Source organism: Albimonas marina (assembly GCF_029223255.1).
In the GTDB taxonomy this organism is placed as follows: Bacteria; Pseudomonadota; Alphaproteobacteria; order Rhodobacterales; family Rhodobacteraceae; genus Albimonas.
This window is the reverse complement of the sequence record NZ_JARHUC010000002.1, coordinates 491,110-506,730: the sequence shown is the minus strand read 5'-3', so window position 1 is coordinate 506,730 and position 15,621 is coordinate 491,110. Positions and strand designations below refer to the sequence as shown.

The 15,621-nt window shown below is 71.4% G+C and carries 15 protein-coding genes; 11 read left to right on the top strand and 4 right to left on the bottom strand.

Features of this window, described 5'->3' with window-relative positions; all coding sequences use genetic code 11:
• The first annotated feature begins 41 nt into the window (after positions 1-41).
• Both gmk and P2H44_RS06050 read left to right on the top strand, forming a co-directional pair.
• Complete coding sequence (gene gmk / locus P2H44_RS06055; protein ID WP_275762559.1) at positions 42-770, top strand: guanylate kinase; 729 nt, start codon at positions 42-44, stop codon at positions 768-770.
• A complete protein-coding gene (locus P2H44_RS06050) occupies positions 767-1,294 on the top strand; it encodes a gamma carbonic anhydrase family protein (RefSeq protein ID WP_275762558.1) in 528 nt (175 codons plus the stop codon). The genes gmk and P2H44_RS06050 overlap by 4 nt, the downstream gene beginning before the upstream one ends.
• 110 nt (positions 1,295-1,404) lie before the next feature.
• Here the strand turns inward: P2H44_RS06050 and P2H44_RS06045 are convergent, their stop codons facing one another.
• Both P2H44_RS06045 and P2H44_RS06040 read right to left on the bottom strand, forming a co-directional pair.
• Entirely contained in the window at positions 1,405-2,004 is a 600-nt protein-coding gene (locus P2H44_RS06045; protein ID WP_275762557.1) for a VPLPA-CTERM sorting domain-containing protein, read from the bottom strand.
• A 296-nt stretch (positions 2,005-2,300) separates the two neighbouring features.
• Complete coding sequence (locus P2H44_RS06040; RefSeq protein WP_275762556.1) at positions 2,301-3,047, bottom strand: histidine phosphotransferase family protein; 747 nt, start codon at positions 3,045-3,047, stop codon at positions 2,301-2,303.
• Between the two features lie 78 nt (positions 3,048-3,125).
• Here P2H44_RS06040 and P2H44_RS06035 point away from each other — a divergent pair, with 78 nt between their 5' ends.
• The 3 genes from P2H44_RS06035 to P2H44_RS06025 all read left to right on the top strand — a co-directional run bounded on the left by P2H44_RS06035 (position 3,126) and on the right by P2H44_RS06025 (position 5,234).
• Positions 3,126-3,296 carry a DUF3553 domain-containing protein gene (locus tag P2H44_RS06035; RefSeq protein WP_275762555.1) on the top strand — a complete coding sequence of 57 codons (171 nt, stop codon included), beginning with the start codon at positions 3,126-3,128 and terminating at the stop codon, positions 3,294-3,296.
• A 220-nt stretch (positions 3,297-3,516) separates the two neighbouring features.
• Positions 3,517-4,350: an L-ornithine N(alpha)-acyltransferase gene (gene olsB, locus P2H44_RS06030; protein ID WP_275762554.1), complete on the top strand. Its 834-nt coding sequence runs from the start codon at positions 3,517-3,519 to the stop codon at positions 4,348-4,350.
• Complete coding sequence (locus tag P2H44_RS06025) at positions 4,347-5,234, top strand: lysophospholipid acyltransferase family protein (RefSeq protein WP_275762553.1); 888 nt, start codon at positions 4,347-4,349, stop codon at positions 5,232-5,234. The genes olsB and P2H44_RS06025 overlap by 4 nt, the downstream gene beginning before the upstream one ends.
• Positions 5,235-5,408: 174 nt before the next feature.
• Here the strand turns inward: P2H44_RS06025 and P2H44_RS06020 are convergent, their stop codons facing one another.
• Positions 5,409-6,035, bottom strand: coding sequence for a thiamine phosphate synthase (locus tag P2H44_RS06020; protein ID WP_275762552.1), 627 nt, complete (start codon positions 6,033-6,035; stop codon positions 5,409-5,411).
• A gap of 348 nt (positions 6,036-6,383) precedes the next feature.
• Positions 6,384-7,847 carry a helix-turn-helix transcriptional regulator gene (locus P2H44_RS06015; protein ID WP_275762551.1) on the bottom strand — a complete coding sequence of 488 codons (1,464 nt, stop codon included), beginning with the start codon at positions 7,845-7,847 and terminating at the stop codon, positions 6,384-6,386.
• 293 nt (positions 7,848-8,140) lie between these two features.
• On the opposite strand from P2H44_RS06015, the gene P2H44_RS06010 reads away from it, so the two are divergent.
• The 6 genes from P2H44_RS06010 to acs all read left to right on the top strand — a co-directional run bounded on the left by P2H44_RS06010 (position 8,141) and on the right by acs (position 15,533).
• A complete protein-coding gene (locus tag P2H44_RS06010) occupies positions 8,141-9,484 on the top strand; it encodes a substrate-binding protein (RefSeq protein ID WP_275762550.1) in 1,344 nt (447 codons plus the stop codon).
• A 224-nt stretch (positions 9,485-9,708) separates the two neighbouring features.
• The gene (locus P2H44_RS06005) at positions 9,709-10,737 is read left to right on the top strand and encodes a branched-chain amino acid ABC transporter permease (RefSeq protein ID WP_275762549.1); all 1,029 of its coding nucleotides are present in this window, start codon (positions 9,709-9,711) and stop codon (positions 10,735-10,737) included.
• A 4-nt stretch (positions 10,738-10,741) separates the two neighbouring features.
• Positions 10,742-11,914, top strand: a complete 1,173-nt coding sequence (locus P2H44_RS06000) for a branched-chain amino acid ABC transporter permease (RefSeq protein ID WP_275762548.1) — start codon at positions 10,742-10,744, stop codon at positions 11,912-11,914.
• Between the two features lie 11 nt (positions 11,915-11,925).
• Positions 11,926-12,690, top strand: a complete 765-nt coding sequence (locus tag P2H44_RS05995; protein WP_275762547.1) for an ABC transporter ATP-binding protein — start codon at positions 11,926-11,928, stop codon at positions 12,688-12,690.
• A gap of 5 nt (positions 12,691-12,695) precedes the next feature.
• The gene (locus P2H44_RS05990; protein ID WP_462976267.1) at positions 12,696-13,463 is read left to right on the top strand and encodes an ABC transporter ATP-binding protein; all 768 of its coding nucleotides are present in this window, start codon (positions 12,696-12,698) and stop codon (positions 13,461-13,463) included.
• 114 nt (positions 13,464-13,577) lie between these two features.
• The gene (gene acs / locus P2H44_RS05985) at positions 13,578-15,533 is read left to right on the top strand and encodes an acetate--CoA ligase (RefSeq protein WP_275762545.1); all 1,956 of its coding nucleotides are present in this window, start codon (positions 13,578-13,580) and stop codon (positions 15,531-15,533) included.
• The last annotated feature ends 88 nt before the right edge of the window (positions 15,534-15,621 follow it).

The following is a 15,621-nucleotide window of genomic DNA, read 5'->3' as shown; positions in this document are numbered from 1 at the left end:
GGGGCGGCGCGACCCGCCGCGACAGGCCCCGGGAGGCGAGGATGACCGACACCGCCGGCATGAGCCAGGCCGAGACCCCCGCGGCGGCCCCCGCCGAGGGGCCCGTGCCGCGCGCCCGGCGCGCGGCGGACGCGCGCCGCGGGCTGCTGTTCATCCTCTCCTCGCCCTCGGGCGCGGGGAAATCCACGCTCTCGCGCCGGATCCTCGCCAACGACGAGGCGTTCGAGTTCTCGATCTCGGCCACCACCCGTGCGCCGCGGCCGGGGGAGGAGGACGGGCGGGAGTACCACTTCCTCGACCGCGGCCGCTTCGAGGCGATGATCGAGGCGGGCGAGTTCCTGGAGCATGCGGAGGTGTTCGGGAACCTCTACGGCACCCCCCGCGCCCCGGTCGAGGCGGCGCTGGCGGCCGGGCGCGACGTGATCTTCGACGTGGACTGGCAGGGCGGGCAGCAGCTGCGCAACTCGGTCCTCAAGGACGCGGTGGTCTCGGTCTTCATCCTGCCCCCCTCGATCGCCGAGCTGGAGCGGCGGCTGCGCGCGCGCGGCCAGGACTCGGCCGAGGTGATCGGCGGGCGCATGGCCCGCGCGATGGACGAGATCAGCCATTGGGACGCCTACGACTACGTCCTGATCAACGACGACCTGGAGCGCTGCGAGACCGAGATCCGCCGCATCCTGGCGGCGGAGCGGCTGGCCCGCGCGCGCCGGCCGGGGCTGGTGGGCTTCGTGCAGGCGCTGAACCGGGAATTTCAGGAGAGGATGCGATGACCGTCTACGCCCTTGGCGAGCGTTCGCCGGAACTGCCCGAGGCGGGCGACTATTGGGTCGCGCCCGGGGCGCATGTGATGGGCTCGGTCCGGCTGGGGCGCGACGTCTCGATCTGGTTCGGCGCGGTGCTGCGCGGCGACAAGGAATGGCTGACCATCGGCGCGGGCTCCAACATCCAGGACGGCACGATCTGCCACGCCGACCCCGGCGTGCCGCTGGTGGTGGGCGAGAACGTGACCGTGGGCCACAACGCCATCATCCACGGCTGCACGATCGGCGACGGCTCGTTGATCGGGATGGGAGCGACGGTGCTGAACGGCGCGAAGATCGGCAAGGGCTGCCTGATCGGCGCCAACGCCCTGGTGACCGAGGGCAAGGAGATCCCGGACGGCTGGATGGCCGTGGGCGCCCCCGCCAAGCCGGTGCGCGAGCTGACCGAGGCGGAGAAGGCGGGGCTGCTCGATTCCGCCCGCCGCTACCAGGAGAACGGCCGCCATTTCCGCGAGATGCTGAAGCCCCTCTGACGGCGTTTGCGCCGGCGCGGGCGGCCCTCGCGGCCGCTGCGCGTCCGCATCGCCCCGCCCGGCCGTCCCCCTCGCGGCATCGCCCGGGGGGGGACGGGGGCGCGCAGGGATCAGGCGCTGCGGCGCCGACGCGAGGCGAAGGCGAGCGCGCCGACGCCGCCGATCAGCAGCGGCGCGGCCGCCGGCAGGGGCACCGCGGCGTTCGAGCTCGGCAGAATCGTGACGGTGATCGTCTCCAGGTTCTCGAGCGTGTTCACGTAGGACCCGGCGACGAGGCCGAGGCCGGCGAGGGTGGCGCCCAGGAAGGTCATCGACCCCGAGAACGACGTGCCCGGGACGTAGCCGGTGGCGATCTGCAGCTCGTTGACGGAGGAGACGTCGGCGCCGTCGAGCATGCCGAAATTGACCCCTTCGATGCTGTTCGCGAAGATCAGCGAGCCGGTCCCGAAGGAGACCCAGTCCGGGGCGACGTAGGAGTCGAAGTCGCCGACCTGGGCGACCAGGGTGCCCGTGCCGGGGTTCATGCCGCCGACGGTTCCCGTTCCGGACCCGCTGAACGTGAGCGTCGTGGTGTCGAGGCTTCCGCTCCAGGACGCGACGACGTCGGCGCCGACCTCCTGGATGGTGAAAACGGCGCTGGCGGCCGCCGGCTGCGCGGCGGCCAGGAGACAGGCGCCGACGGCGCCCAGGCATTTCAACGTCAGGGTCATGGATTCCGGTTCCGAACGAGAGGTTCGTTCATGGTTATGAATTTGGCGCCCGCGTCAATCGCCGTCGTCGCGGCGAAGGCGGCGGAGGCGCGGCGGCCGGACCCTCGGCGCAGAGACGGGCGCGGGAGCCGGCGGCAGGGGATGCGCGGGCGGGCGCGCGCCGGGCCCGGCGCGTCGTGGACGGGCCCGCCGGGATCGCGCCCGGGCGTCGGGGATCCCGCCCTCGGTCTTCGCGAAGAGGCGTCGCGGCGCGGTCCGGCGGGGATCCGGCCGGGACCGGGCCGGCCGGCGGCGCCTCAGACGCCGGGGGGCAGGGTCGCCGACAGCGACAGGCCGCCGTCCTGCGACGCGAAGTCTATGCGCGCGCCGCAGGCGCGGGCGTGGGCGGCGGCGGCGATGTAGTGGACCTCCCGCGGGGCGGGGGGCGCCTCGGCCGCGCGGCCGGCGAGCCAGTCGGCGGCGCCCGGGGCGGGGGCCGCCGTCGGCCCCTCGGCCGTCATCGACAGGCGCAGCCCCCCGGCCTCGGCCGAGGAGGCGATGCGCACCAGCCCGCCACGGGGCAGGGCGGAGACGGCGATCTGCAGGAAGTTGAAGGCGAGCCGCGCGGCGGCGCGGGTGATCTCGGTCCCCTCCATCGCCCAGTCGAGGTCGGGGCGCTGGAACTCGAACCAGCCGCGGGCGGTGCGCTGGGCGGCGGGCAGGCCCAGCAGGTCGCCGGGCGGCGCCGCGCCGAAGGCGATGCGCAGGAACTGGAGATAGGCGCTCGCCATCTCGGCGCTGCGCTCGATCAGCTGCAGCTCGGTCCCGTCGGAGCCGCGCTCCACCTCCCGCAGCAGCTCGACTCCGTTGCCGATGGCGCCCACCGGCGATATCAGGTCATGGCAGATCCGCGAGCACATCAGGGCCGCGTAGTCGTCGGCGCCGAGCCCGCCGAGCGTCGCGGCGCCGGGCGTCGCGCCCTCAGGCGCCGCGGCGGGGCGCGCGACGGTCGGCTCGCCCTGGCTCGGGCTCGCCCAGGGATCCGTGGACCAGGGGTCCGTCATGACGCGCCTCTTCGCGGTTTCCGAAACGGGCGGCGGAGCGGGGGCCGGAAGCCCGAAGCTGAGGGAACAGGGTTAAGAATGAATGAATTTCTCGAACCCGGCGACCGCGTCCGCCTTCCCGCCGCCCCCGACTGGGGCGACGGCCAGGTCCAGTCGGTGATCGGCAAGCGCATCACCGTGAACTTCGAGAACGCCGGAAAGCAGGTCATCGACGGCTCCCGCGTGGAGCTCGAGGTCCTCCACGACTGAACGAGCCTCCCCCGCGTCGCCCGCCGCTGTCAACGCCGGCCCCGCCGACGAAGGCCGGGCGGAGGGGCGCGGCGGCGGGCCGGGACCGGGCGGCGGGCGCTCGCGCAGCCGTGCGACGTTTCCGTGACGGCGCGCGTCCCCGACCCGTTGCGCCTCCCCGGCGCAATGCATATGGTCCGCCGCGCGCGCCGCCCCCTTGCGCGCCGGCTGGAGCTTCGGAATGGAGATCGACGCGGGTCGGTTCACGGTCCGCCTGGCGCGGGACGAGCAGGATATCGCCGCCGCCCAGCGCCTGCGCTACCGGGTGTTCGTGGAAGAGCTGGGCGCCTCCGCCAGCGACGAGGAGCGCGCCCTTCGGCGGGAGATCGACGAGTACGATCCCCACTTCGAACACCTCATCCTGATCGACAAGGAAAGCGCCTCGGACGATCCGCTGGACCGGGTCGCGGGCGCCTATCGCCTGATGACGACCGAGCGGGCGAAGGCCGGCATCGGCTTCTACGGCTCGACGGAATACGACCTCACGCTGATCGAGACCTGCGGGCGCAAGGCGGTGGAGCTCGGCCGCTCCTGCGTCGGCTCCGAGGTCCGCGGCGGCGCCGCGATGCACCTGCTGTGGACCGGGCTGGGCGAGTTCGTCACCTCGCGCCAGATCGAGATCATGTTCGGCGTCGCCTCCTTCCACGGCGACGACCCCGAGCCGCTGGCCCATGCGCTGAGCTTCCTGCACTGGAACCACCTCGCGCCCGAGGACCTGCGCGTGCGCGCGCGCCCCGAGAACTTCGCGGCGATGGACCGGCTGCCGGCCGACCAGGTCGACCGCAAGCAGGCCACGCGCCAGATCCCGGCGCTGATCAAGGCCTACCTGCGGCTGGGCGGCTTCGTGGGCGAGGGCGCCTGGGTGGACCACGACTTCAACACCGTGGACGTGTGCCTGCTGATGGACACCTCGCGAATGGTCTCGCGCTACCGCGACTTCTACGGCAAGGAGAGCAAGCCCGCCGAGGTCGGAAGCCAGGCCGGAAGCGACGCCGGGAGCGGGGCGGGCGCGTGAGCGACGCGGTCTCGGATTTCTCCTGGGCCGGACCGCCGCCGCCGCCGCTGCCGCGCGCCACCGCCTGGGGGACGATCGCGGCCTACGTGCGCCTCGGCCTCGCGATCCTGACCACCGTGGTCCTGCTGTCGATCTACCTCGTCTTCAAGGGGATCGAGCGCGTGATCCCCGCCTTCCGCGCGCGGGAGCGGGTGCAGCGCCTGTGGGCGCGGACCATGGGCCGGCTGGTGGGGCTGAGCGTGACCGTGACCGGCGAGCCGATGCCCCATGGCGGCGCGCTGGTGGCCAACCACTCGTCGTGGTCCGACATCTTCGTGCTGGTGGGCGCGGCGCGGATGACCTTCGTCTCCAAGGCCGAGGTGCGCGCCTGGCCGGTGGTGGGCTGGATCGCCGCCGTCTGCGGCACCGTCTTCGTCGAGCGCAAGCGCTCCGCCGCCAAGGCGCAGGAGGCGGAGATGCGCGCCCGCATGATCGCGGGCGAGCGGCTGCTGTTCTTCCCCGAGGGGACCTCGACCGACAACCGCCGGGTGCTGCACTTCCGCTCGACCCTGTTCGCCGCGCTGACCGCGCCGGAGCTGCGCGACGTGGCCTGGGTGCAGCCGGTCTCTGTCGTCTACAGGACGAACCCGGCGACGACGCTGCCCGACACGTTCTACGGCTGGTGGGGGGACATGGAGTTCGGCCCCCACGTGTGGTCGCTGCTGACCCGCAGCTTCGGGGGCGAGGCGGAGGTCGTTTTCCACGATCCCATCCGCGTCGCCGACATGCCCGACCGCAAGAAGCTCGCGCAGGAGAGCTGGCGCGCGGTGCACGACGGCGTGGTCTCGCGCCTGCCGCACCACCGCCACGGGCACGAGGACGCCTACGGCGACCGCGAGGACTGACCGGGGGCCCGCGGCCCCCCTCCGCCCGACTTCATTTCATCGAAGGATTGGCCCCCGTTCCTGCGACGCGGGGCGGCCGGGCGCGACGCTTGCCGCGCGCGATGTGCGTCCCGGGCCAGACCCGGGACCTCCTCCGCGTCGTCCCGGCGGGGCGTCGCAGCGCTCTCGGAAAAATCAGCCGCGCAGGGCGGCGTCGAGCGCCTTCAGGTTGGCGACGAGGTCGCCCTCCCAGACCGACGGGGCGGGCACCGCGAAATCGGCGTAGGGCCCGAGCGCCTTCGCCTGCGCGACGTCGACGCCGCCCTCGGCCACCACCGGCACCTCGATCATCTGCGCCCACCACTGGAACAGCTCCAGCGGCGCGGGCTCGACGGGGCCGGCGGCGGGCTCGGGGACGACGGGGGAGAAGAGGACGTAGTCCGCCCCCGCCTCGCCCGCGGTCATCCCGTCGTGGCGCGAGGCGCCGCAGTCCACGCCCAGGATCGCGTCCGGCCCGATGGCCGCGCGCACCTTCTTCAGGCTCGCCCCCGGAAGGGAGACCTGCACGCCGTCGAGCCCCAACGGCGCGACCAGCCCCACGTGATCGCGGATCACGATGGCGACGTCCGCGGCATGGCAGATCTCGCGCAGGCGGTCGGCGGCGCGCCGCGCCTCGGCGTCCGAGGCGCCGGGCAGGTCGAGGCGCACGGTGGCCACGAGCCCGGTCGCCAGCGCCGCGGGCAGGGCGGCGGCGACGGCCTCGATGTCCCCTCGCGGAGGGGTGGCCAGGACGAGTCGGGCGGCGTCTTCAGCGTCGGTCATGGCGCGTCTCTAGTGCGGAACGGGGCGGAAGGGAAGTTGCCCGCGCGAGCCCCGCGGCCGGGGCGGCCCTCGCGTCCGCATCGCCCCGCCCGGCCGTCCCCGTCGCACGCGAGGGGCGCCGGCGCAGGGGCATGGCACGCCCCGCGAACGGGGGGGAGGCGCAGCGCAATGCGCGGGCGGCGGCCGGGGGGGAGGCCCCGGGTCGAGGGGGGCCGCCGGCCGCGGGGGCGGGCCCGGGAAGGGGGCCGGGCCGCGACCGGGCGCCGCCGGCCGGGAGGGGCTTTGAGGGGTGGGGCTTTCCCTGCGGGAGGGCCCTTGGGCGGGCCGTGGGGGCGGCGGGCGGCGCGCTCAGCCCACCACCGGATCCTCGGCGCGGTGGCGGCAGTCGGCGCGGGCGCAGACGCGGCAGTTGGGGCCCACGGGCTCGGCCGCCTCGCGCGGGCGGGGGGCGTAGACGGTGGCGGCGGCGGTCTCGCCCGGCAGCACCAGGACCGAGGCGAGATGCACCGCGGGCCGGCCCCAGGCGGGCGGGTCGGCGGGCTCGGCGCGGGCCACGAACACCGCCCGCTCGCCGGCGGGGAACTCGGCCAGCTGGCGCAGCGTCCGCCCGGGCGAGGAGAGCGCGCCGTAAAGCGCCCACAGCGGGCAGGCGGCGCCGTGGCGGGGCAGGGTGATCTCGGCCGTCAGGCGGCGCTGCAGGGTCACGCCGGCGGCGTTGATCCGCGCGTAGGCCGCCCGCGGCGCGGGCCCGCCGGGACGGGCGAGCGAGGTCAGCCGCCGCGCCGCCGCGTCGAAATCCACGCCGAAGCTCGCGGCCAGCGCGTCCACGTCCCAGCCCAGCGCCCGGCCCGCGGCCTCGAAGGGCGCGCGGGGCATCATCAGGGCGTCGGCGGCGTATTGCTCGAAGGCGGCCTCGGCCCGGCGGCGGGCCGCGCCCTCGCGCAGGCGGGGGCGCGCCTCGATCTCCTGCGCGATCGCCTCGGCGTAGCGGCCGCGCGCCACCGCCGTCGACAGCGCCCGGCGGCGCACCACCGGCGGCGCCTCGGGCGGGGCGACCGAGGCGCCGCCGCCGGGCAGGGCCGCGCGCAGGGCCCCGTAGATCGCCTCGGGGTGCATGTCGGCGGGGATCTCGTCCTCCCCCGGCTCCAGCGTCTCGAAGCGGTTGCCGGCCTCGAGGAAGGCGTCCTCCACGTCCTCGACCGGGGTCGAGGGCGTCTCCTGGTGGGCCTCGTCGAAGAAGCGCGCCAGCCCCTCCGCCACTTCCGAGGCGCGGGTCGATTCCGACAGCAGGATCTCGTGGAAGCGCCGCCGCTGGGCGTCGTCGATGTCGTCCACGTCCTCCAGGATCTCGGAGGTCGAGCGCAGGGCGGCCACGTGGGTCAGCATCCGGTGCAGGTGGTCCGACAGGACGGGATCGTGGGTCAGCCGGTCCGACAGCGCCTCGACCAGGCGGGCGGCCTCGCGCCGGGCGGACCAGGCGCGGGTCAGGGCGCGGCCCCAGTCGGGATGCCGGCCAAGCAGGTCGCGCGCGTCGTCGGCGTCGAGCGAGAGGTCGGCGAACTCCGGCTCCGCCGCGATCTCCGAGAGCCGGTCGGCGAGCCGGCGCTCCAGCGCGCCGTCGAGCTCGGCGGCGGGCACCCCCAGCGCCTCGGCGGCGCGGGTGACCAGCTCGGGGCTGGCGCGGCGTTTCTCGCGTTCGATCAGGTTGAGGTAGCTCGCGGAGATTCCCATCGCCTGGGCGAGCTCGGCCTGGCGGACGCCGGCCGCGCGGCGCCGCTCGCGTATTCGGAGACCGATCATCGTCGAGGGCAACCCGGATCCTCCATGCTGCACCTGCACGCAACCCCGCCATGCGCCCTGCGCAAGGCTCTGGGATCATGGCTCTTTTGCGGCCACTTGTAGCTTATTTACAATTTCGCACATGCACAACGTCAAAAACTTACAAGAAAATCCAGCGATAACAATGACTTGTTGACTTCTTGACCCGGATGACCCAAGGTTCATCCCGGGCTCACAAGCCCCGACCGGTCGACGTCGCGCGCCAGGGAGGCCTTCGGGAGGGCGAGCGACGTCGACCGGCGCAATCAATGCTTCGGGAGGTATTCATGGCGAACTTCACCATCAGCCGCCGCGGGTTGCTGAAGACCTCGGCGGTCGCCGGCGCGGGCCTTGCGGCCCCGATGGTCTGGCGTCGTCCGGCCTACGCCTACACGAACGAGCCGACCGGCGACACGGTCACCCTCGGCTTCAACGTCCCCCAGACCGGCGCCTACGCCGACGAGGGCGCGGACGAGCTGCGCGCCTACGAGCTCGCGGTCGAGCACCTCAACGGCGAGGGCGACGGCGGCATGCTGTCCACCTTCTCCTCGAAGGCGCTGTCGGGCGCGGGCGTGAACGGCAAGAAGGTGGCCTTCGTCACCGGCGACACCCAGACCAAGTCCGACGCCGCCCGCGCCTCCGCCAAGCGGATGATCGAGCGCGACGGCGCGGTGATGATCACCGGCGGCTCGTCCTCGGGCGTGGCCATCGCGGTGCAGGGCCTGTGCCAGGAGATGGGCGTCATCTTCATGGCGGGCCTGACCCACTCGAACGACACCACCGGCAAGGACAAGAAGGCGAACGGCTTCCGTCACTTCTTCAACGCCTACATGTCCGGCGCGGCCCTCGCCCCGGTGCTGAAGGCCAACTACGGCGCCGACCGCAAGGCCTATCACCTGACCGCCGACTACACCTGGGGCTGGACCCAGGAGGAGTCGATCGCCGCCGCCACCGAGGCGCTCGGCTGGCAGACGGTCGAGAAGGTGCGCACGCCGCTGGGCGCGGGCGACTTCTCCCAGTACATCACCCCGGTGCTGAACTCGGGCGCGGACGTGCTGATCCTCAACCACTACGGCCGCGACATGGTCAACTCGCTGACCCAGGCGGTGCAGTTCGGCCTGAAGGGCAAGCAGGTCAACGGCAAGAACTTCGAGATCGTGGTGCCGCTCTACTCCCGCCTGATGGCGCAGGGCGCGGGCGAGGCGGTGAAGGGCATCTACGGCTCGACCAACTGGCACTGGTCGCTGCAGGACGAGGGCTCGAAGGCCTTCGTGAAGTCCTTCGGCCAGAAGTACGGCTTCCCGCCGTCCCAGGCCGCGCACACCTGCTACGTGCAGGCGCTGCTCTACGCCGACGCGGCGCAGCGGGCGGGCTCGTTCAACCCCTGCGACATCGTCGCGGCGCTCGAGGGCTACGAGTTCGACGGGATGGGCAACGGCAAGACCCTCTACCGCGCCGAGGATCACCAGTGCTTCAAGGACGTGCTGGTGGTGCGCGGCAAGGAGAACCCGACCTCCCAGTTCGACCTTCTCGAGGTGGTGGACGTCACCCCGGCCGAGCAGGTCACCTACGCCCCCGACCACCCGATGTTCGCCGGCGGCGAGCTGGGCAAGTGCAACCCGGGCGCGTGATCCGCGCCTGACGCAAAGGCCGGCGCCCCTCGCGGGCGCCGGCCACGGACGCGCCCCAGGGGTCGGAGCGCGTCCGCGCAGACGTCGCCGGAAGCCCTCTTTCCTGCGACGACATCGGGGGCCGTCCCGCCTGGATTCTCCTCCCCGGGCGCGGCGGTCCCCACCCTTGCAAGACACTTCCGAGCCCTTCCCCCCGGGGGCCGCCTGCACAGGGAGCCGGCGCGATGGACGCGATTCTCCTCCAGATCCTGAACGGTCTCGACAAGGGCTCCGCCTACGCGATGATCGCTCTCGGTCTGACCCTCATCTTCGGCACGCTCGGCGTGGTGAACTTCGCCCATGGCGCGCTGTTCATGCTGGGCGCCTTCTGCGCCGTGACGATCAACAAGCTCTTCTCGATGGAGATGGTCGCCCTCTCCGACACCGAGAAGACCGCCTGGGGCACCCCGCTCGAGATCCGCACCCCCTATGTCGAGGCCTGGTTCGGTGATTTCGGCAACTGGCTGCACGACTGGTCGGTGCCGGTGTCGATCCTGCTCGCCATCCCCTTCATGCTGCTCGTCGGGCTGGTGATGGAGCGCGGGCTGATCCGCCACTTCTACAAGCGCCCCCACGCCGACCAGATCCTGGTGACCTTCGGCCTGGCCATCGTGCTGCAGGAGATCATCAAGGCCTTCTTCGGCGCCAACCCGATCCCCCAGCCCGCCCCCGACCAGCTCGCCGGCATGGCCGACTTCGGCGCGGCCATCGGGCTCGAGGCCGGCGCGGTCGTCTACCCGATGTGGCGGCTGGTCTATTTCCTCTTCGCCGCGGTCATCATCGGCGCGGTGTTCTGCTTCCTGCAGTTCACCACCTTCGGCATGGTCGTGCGCGCCGGCATGGCGGACCGCGAGACGGTGGGCCTGCTGGGCATCAACATCGACCGCCGCTTCACGCTGATGTTCGGCCTCGCGGCCGTGGTCGCGGGCCTGGCGGGGGTGATGTACACGCCGATCCTGTCGCCCGATTACCACCTCGGCATGGACTTCCTGGTGCTGAGCTTCGTGGTGGTCGTCGTGGGGGGCATGGGCTCGCTGCCCGGGGCGGTCGCGGCGGGCTTCCTGCTGGGCATCCTGCAGAGCTTCGCCTCGATGAACGAGGTCAAGCAGATCCTCCCGGGCATCGACCAGATCATCATCTACCTGGTCGCCGTCGTCATCCTGCTCACCCGTCCGCGGGGCCTGCTGGGCCGCAAGGGCGTGATGGAGGCCTGATCCCATGACCGCCAACAGAACCAACGACAAGATCCTGCTGGCCGTCTTCACGGTCCTGGTGCTGGCCGGCCCGATCATCCTGGCGCCCTTCGGGGCGGGCTATCCCGACCTGCTGCAGAAGTTCGCGATCTACGGGATCTTCGCGATCGGCTTCAACATCCTGTTCGGCCTGACCGGCTACCTCAGCTTCGGCCACGCGGCCTTCCTGGGCGTGGGCTCCTACGCGGCGGTGTGGATGTTCAAGCTGCTGTCGATGAACATCCTGCCCGCCATCGTCTTCGCGGTGATCGTGGGGGGCCTGTTCAGCCTGCTGATCGGCTTCATCTCGCTGCGCCGCTCGGGGATCTACTTCTCGATCCTCACGCTCGCCTTCGCGCAGATGTCCTACAACCTCGCCTACTCGGTGCTGACGCCGATCACCAACGGCGAGACGGGCCTGCAGGTCACCCTCGACGACCCGCGCATCCTCGACGGCGGCGCCTCGGGGCAGCCCTTCTCGAACCTCTTCGGGATCAACATGATCGAGACGGTGGACACGACCGTTCTCGGCATGCCCGTCCAGTTCAATGTGGGCTTCTACGTCTGCGCCGCGATCCTGATCGTCAGCTTCTGGATCTCGATGCGCCTGTTCCGCTCGCCCTTCGGGATGATGCTCAAGGCGGTGAAGTCGAACCAGAACCGGATGAGCTACACCGGCCTCAACACCCGGCCCTACACGCTGGCGGCCTTCGTGATCTCGGGCATGTTCGCGGGGCTCGCGGGCGGGCTGCTGGCGGCGATGGACCCGCTGGCGGGGGCCGAGCGCATGCAGTGGACCGCCTCGGGCGAGGTGGTGCTGATGACCATCCTCGGCGGCGCCGGCACCCTGCTGGGCCCGGTGCTGGGCGCGGGCCTGATCAAGTACTTCGAGAACATCTTCTCGGCGATCAACGAGGGCGTGCTGATGAACTTCTGGGGCTTCCTGCCCGAGACGCTGCAGCACGCCGTCGTCTCGGTCTCCTCGCTCTTCGTGGGCGAGGGCTGGCACCTGACGCTGGGCCTGATCTTCATGATCATCGTCACCTTCCTGCCCGGCGGCCTGATCGAGGGCGCCTCGCGCCTGGGCCGCCTCGTCACCAACCGCGGCAAGCGCCGCGACGGCGCCCCGAACGGCGCCGCCGCCGCGCCGGCCGAGTGAGGGAGGGAGCCATGGGAACCCCCATTCTCCAGGTCCAGAACGTCAACAAGCGCTTCGGCGGCCTGAAGGCGCTGGACGACGTGAACCTGACGGTGATGGAAGGCGGCATCCACGCCATCATCGGCCCCAACGGCGCGGGCAAGTCCACGCTGCTCAACACCTTCGTGGGCCGGCTGATCCCCGACACGGGCACCGTCACCTTCGACGGCCACTCCCTGATCGGGCGCAAGCCGCACGAGATCAATCAGCTCGGCGTCTCCCGCGTGTTCCAGACCCCCGAGATCTTCGAGGATCTCTCGGTCGCCGAGAACGTGATGATCCCCGCCTTCGCCCGCCGCGACGGCGCCTTCCGCCTGCACGGGTGGGAGAGCATGTCGCGCGAGGCCGAGATCCGCGACCGCGCCCTCGCCTGCCTCGAGGACGTGAACATGGCCGACCGGCACGCGATGCTGGCCAAGAACCTCTCGCGCGGGGACAAGCGCCGGCTGGAGATGGCCATGTGCCTGGTGCAGGAGCCCAAGCTCCTGCTGCTGGACGAGCCGACCGCGGGCATGGCGCGCGCCGACACCAACAACACCATCGACCTGCTGAAGCGGATCGGGGAGGAGAAGAGCATCACCATGACGGTGATCGAGCACGACATGCACGTCGTCTTCTCGCTCGCCGACCGGATCTCGGTGCTGGCCCAGGGCCACGTGATCGTCGAGGACGCGCCCCAGAACATCAAAGGCAACGCCAAGGTGCAGGAAGCCTATCTCGGAGGAGCCCACCTGTGACCCTGATCGACGACGACCCCTACGCCAAGGTCAAGAAGGCCCCCAACCCGCGCAACGCGGGCACGCCGCCGGCCTATTTCTCCGCCTGGGACCTGCACGCCTATTACGGCGAGAGCTACATCGTCCAAGGCGTCAGCTTCAACATCCACGAGGGCGAGATCGTCGCCCTGCTGGGCCGCAACGGCGCGGGCAAGACCTCGACCCTGCGCACCATCGCGCGGGCGGGGAACCCCGAGCTGAAGCACGGCGAGATCTGGCTCGACCACAAGCCCGTGCACGAGATGAAGTCCCACGAGGCCGCCCAGCACGGCATCCAGCTCGTGCCCGAGGACCGGCGCATCATCCCCGGCCTGACGGTGGAGGAGAACCTCCAGCTCGCCCAGATCGCCCCGCCGATCGGCTGGTCGATCCAGCGCATCTACGAGCTGTTCCCGCGCCTCGGCGAGCGTCGCCGGCAGGAGGCGGTGACCCTCTCGGGCGGCGAGCAGCAGATGCTCGCCATCGGCCGGGCGCTGGCGCGCGACATCAAGCTCCTGCTGCTGGACGAGCCCTACGAGGGCCTCGCCCCGGTGATCGTGCAGGAGATCGAGAAGACGCTCGCCGAGATCAAGAAACTGGGCATCACCACGGTGATCGTCGAGCAGAACGCCATCGCCGCCTTGCAGCTTGCCGACCGGGCGATCATCTTGGACATGGGCCAGGTGGTCTTCGACGGGACCGCGCAGGAGGTTCTGGACGATGCCGCGCTGCGGCAGGAGTACCTGGCGATCTGAGACTTTCGGACGGGGCGACTTGCGCGCGTCCCGTCCCCATCATCGCGGGCGCGCCGCCGACAGGGAGGTCTGACGGCCGCAGCGCGCCCCAGACAGTCCAGGAGGAGGACGCCCATGTCCGACACCGTCGTTCCCGTGCCCGCGGAGGCCGCCGCAGGCGCCTCGGTCACGGCCGAGCAGTACGAGGCGATGTACAAGGCCTCGATCGAAAACCCCGAGAAATTCTGGGACGACCATGGCCGCCGGCTCGACTGGATCCGGCCCTACTCGACGGTCAAGAACGTCTCCTACGCCTACCCCGACGTGCATATCGAGTGGTTCGGCGACGGCACGCTGAACGTGGCCGCCAACTGCATCGACCGGCACCTGAAGGACCGCGCCGAGCAGACCGCGATCCTGTTCGAGCCCGACGACCCCGAGGAGGAGGCGCAGCACATCAGCTACGCCCAGCTCCACGAGGAGGTCTCCAAGTTCGCCAACGTCCTCAAGACGCTGGGCGTGAAGAAGGGCGACCGGGTCGTCATCTACCTGCCGATGATCCCCGCCGCCGCCTACGCGATGCTGGCCTGCGCGCGCATCGGCGCGATCCACTCGGTGGTGTTCGCGGGCTTCTCCCCCGACGCGCTGGCCGACCGGGTCAACGACTGCGGCGCCAAGCTGGTGATCACCGCCGACCACGCGCCCCGCGGCGGCCGCTCGACCCCGCTCAAGACCAACGCCGACAAGGCCCTGCGCCGCTGCGGCGACGACGTGAAGCTGCTGGTGGTGCGCCGCACCGGCGAGCAGACCACCTGGGTCGAGGGCCGCGACTTCCACTACGAGACGCTGGCCGCCATCGTCGATCCCGAGTGCCCGCCCGAGGAGATCGACGCGGAGGATCCGCTGTTCATCCTCTACACCTCCGGCTCGACCGGGAAGCCCAAGGGCGTGGTCCACACCTCCGCCGGCTACCTCGTCTATGCGTCGATGACGCATGAGCACGTCTTCGACTACCGCGACGGCGAGGTCTACTGGTGCACGGCCGACGTGGGCTGGGTCACCGGGCACAGCTACATCGTCTACGGGCCGCTGGCGAACGGCGCCACGACCCTGATGTTCGAGGGCGTGCCGACCTATCCGGACGCCTCGCGCTTCTGGCAGGTGGTCGACAAGCACAAGGTCTCGATCTTCTACACCGCCCCCACGGCGCTGCGGGCCCTGATGGGCAAGGGCGACCAGTGGATCGAGAAATGCGATCTGTCGTCCCTGCGCATCCTCGGCACGGTCGGCGAGCCGATCAACCCCGAGGCCTGGAACTGGTATCACCGCGTCGTCGGCAAGGGGAAATGCCCCATCGTCGACACCTGGTGGCAGACGGAAACGGGGGGCATCCTGATCACCCCGCTGCCCGGCGCGACGCCGCTCAAGCCCGGCTCGGCCACGCGGCCCTTCTTCGGCGTGCATCCGGTGGTTCTGGACGACCAGGGGAACGAGCTGGAAGGCGAAACCACCGGCGTGCTGGCCATCAAGGACAGCTGGCCCGGCCAGATGCGCACCGTCTGGGGCGATCACGAGCGGTTCGTCTCGACCTATTTCGAGATGTTCAAGGGCTACTACTTCTCCGGCGACGGCTGCCGGCGGGACGCCGACGGCTACTACTGGATCACCGGCCGCGTGGACGACGTGATCAACGTCTCCGGCCACCGCATGGGCACGGCGGAGGTGGAATCCGCCCTCGTCGCCCACGAGAAGGTCGCCGAGGCCGCGGTCGTGGGCTACCCGCACGACATCAAGGGCCAGGGCATCTACTGCTACGTGACCCTGATGGAGGGCGTGGAGCCCTCCGAGGATCTGCGCACGGAGCTGTCGAACTGGGTCCGCACCGAGATCGGCCCGATCGCCAAGCCCGACGTGATCCAGTGGGCCCCCGGCCTGCCCAAGACCCGCTCGGGCAAGATCATGCGCCGCATCCTGCGCAAGATCGCCGAGAACGACACCGGCGCCCTGGGCGACACCTCCACCCTCGCCGACCCCGCGGTGGTCGACGACCTGATCGCCAACTCCGCCCACAAGCAGTCCGAAAGCGCCTGACGGGCGGCGGCGGCGACGCAACGACGAAAGGGGGCCCCCGGGCCCCCTTTTTGCGTTCCGATTACCTCGCGGGTCGTTGATGCTCGCC

Excerpts from the sequence above, each read along its gene's own strand:
- gmk (WP_275762559.1), top strand. The coding sequence starts at position 42 with ATGACCGACACCGCCGGCATGAGCCAGGCCGAGACCCCCGCGGCGGCC.
- P2H44_RS06050 (WP_275762558.1), top strand. The coding sequence starts at position 767 with ATGACCGTCTACGCCCTTGGCGAGCGTTCGCCGGAACTGCCCGAGGCG.
- P2H44_RS06045 (WP_275762557.1), bottom strand. The coding sequence starts at position 2,004 with ATGACCCTGACGTTGAAATGCCTGGGCGCCGTCGGCGCCTGTCTCCTG.
- P2H44_RS06040 (WP_275762556.1), bottom strand. The coding sequence starts at position 3,047 with ATGACGGACCCCTGGTCCACGGATCCCTGGGCGAGCCCGAGCCAGGGC.
- P2H44_RS06035 (WP_275762555.1), top strand. The coding sequence starts at position 3,126 with ATGAATGAATTTCTCGAACCCGGCGACCGCGTCCGCCTTCCCGCCGCC.
- olsB (WP_275762554.1), top strand. The coding sequence starts at position 3,517 with ATGGAGATCGACGCGGGTCGGTTCACGGTCCGCCTGGCGCGGGACGAG.
- P2H44_RS06020 (WP_275762552.1), bottom strand. The coding sequence starts at position 6,035 with ATGACCGACGCTGAAGACGCCGCCCGACTCGTCCTGGCCACCCCTCCG.
- P2H44_RS06010 (WP_275762550.1), top strand. The coding sequence starts at position 8,141 with ATGGCGAACTTCACCATCAGCCGCCGCGGGTTGCTGAAGACCTCGGCG.
- P2H44_RS06005 (WP_275762549.1), top strand. The coding sequence starts at position 9,709 with ATGGACGCGATTCTCCTCCAGATCCTGAACGGTCTCGACAAGGGCTCC.
- P2H44_RS06000 (WP_275762548.1), top strand. The coding sequence starts at position 10,742 with ATGACCGCCAACAGAACCAACGACAAGATCCTGCTGGCCGTCTTCACG.
- P2H44_RS05995 (WP_275762547.1), top strand. The coding sequence starts at position 11,926 with ATGGGAACCCCCATTCTCCAGGTCCAGAACGTCAACAAGCGCTTCGGC.
- acs (WP_275762545.1), top strand. The coding sequence starts at position 13,578 with ATGTCCGACACCGTCGTTCCCGTGCCCGCGGAGGCCGCCGCAGGCGCC.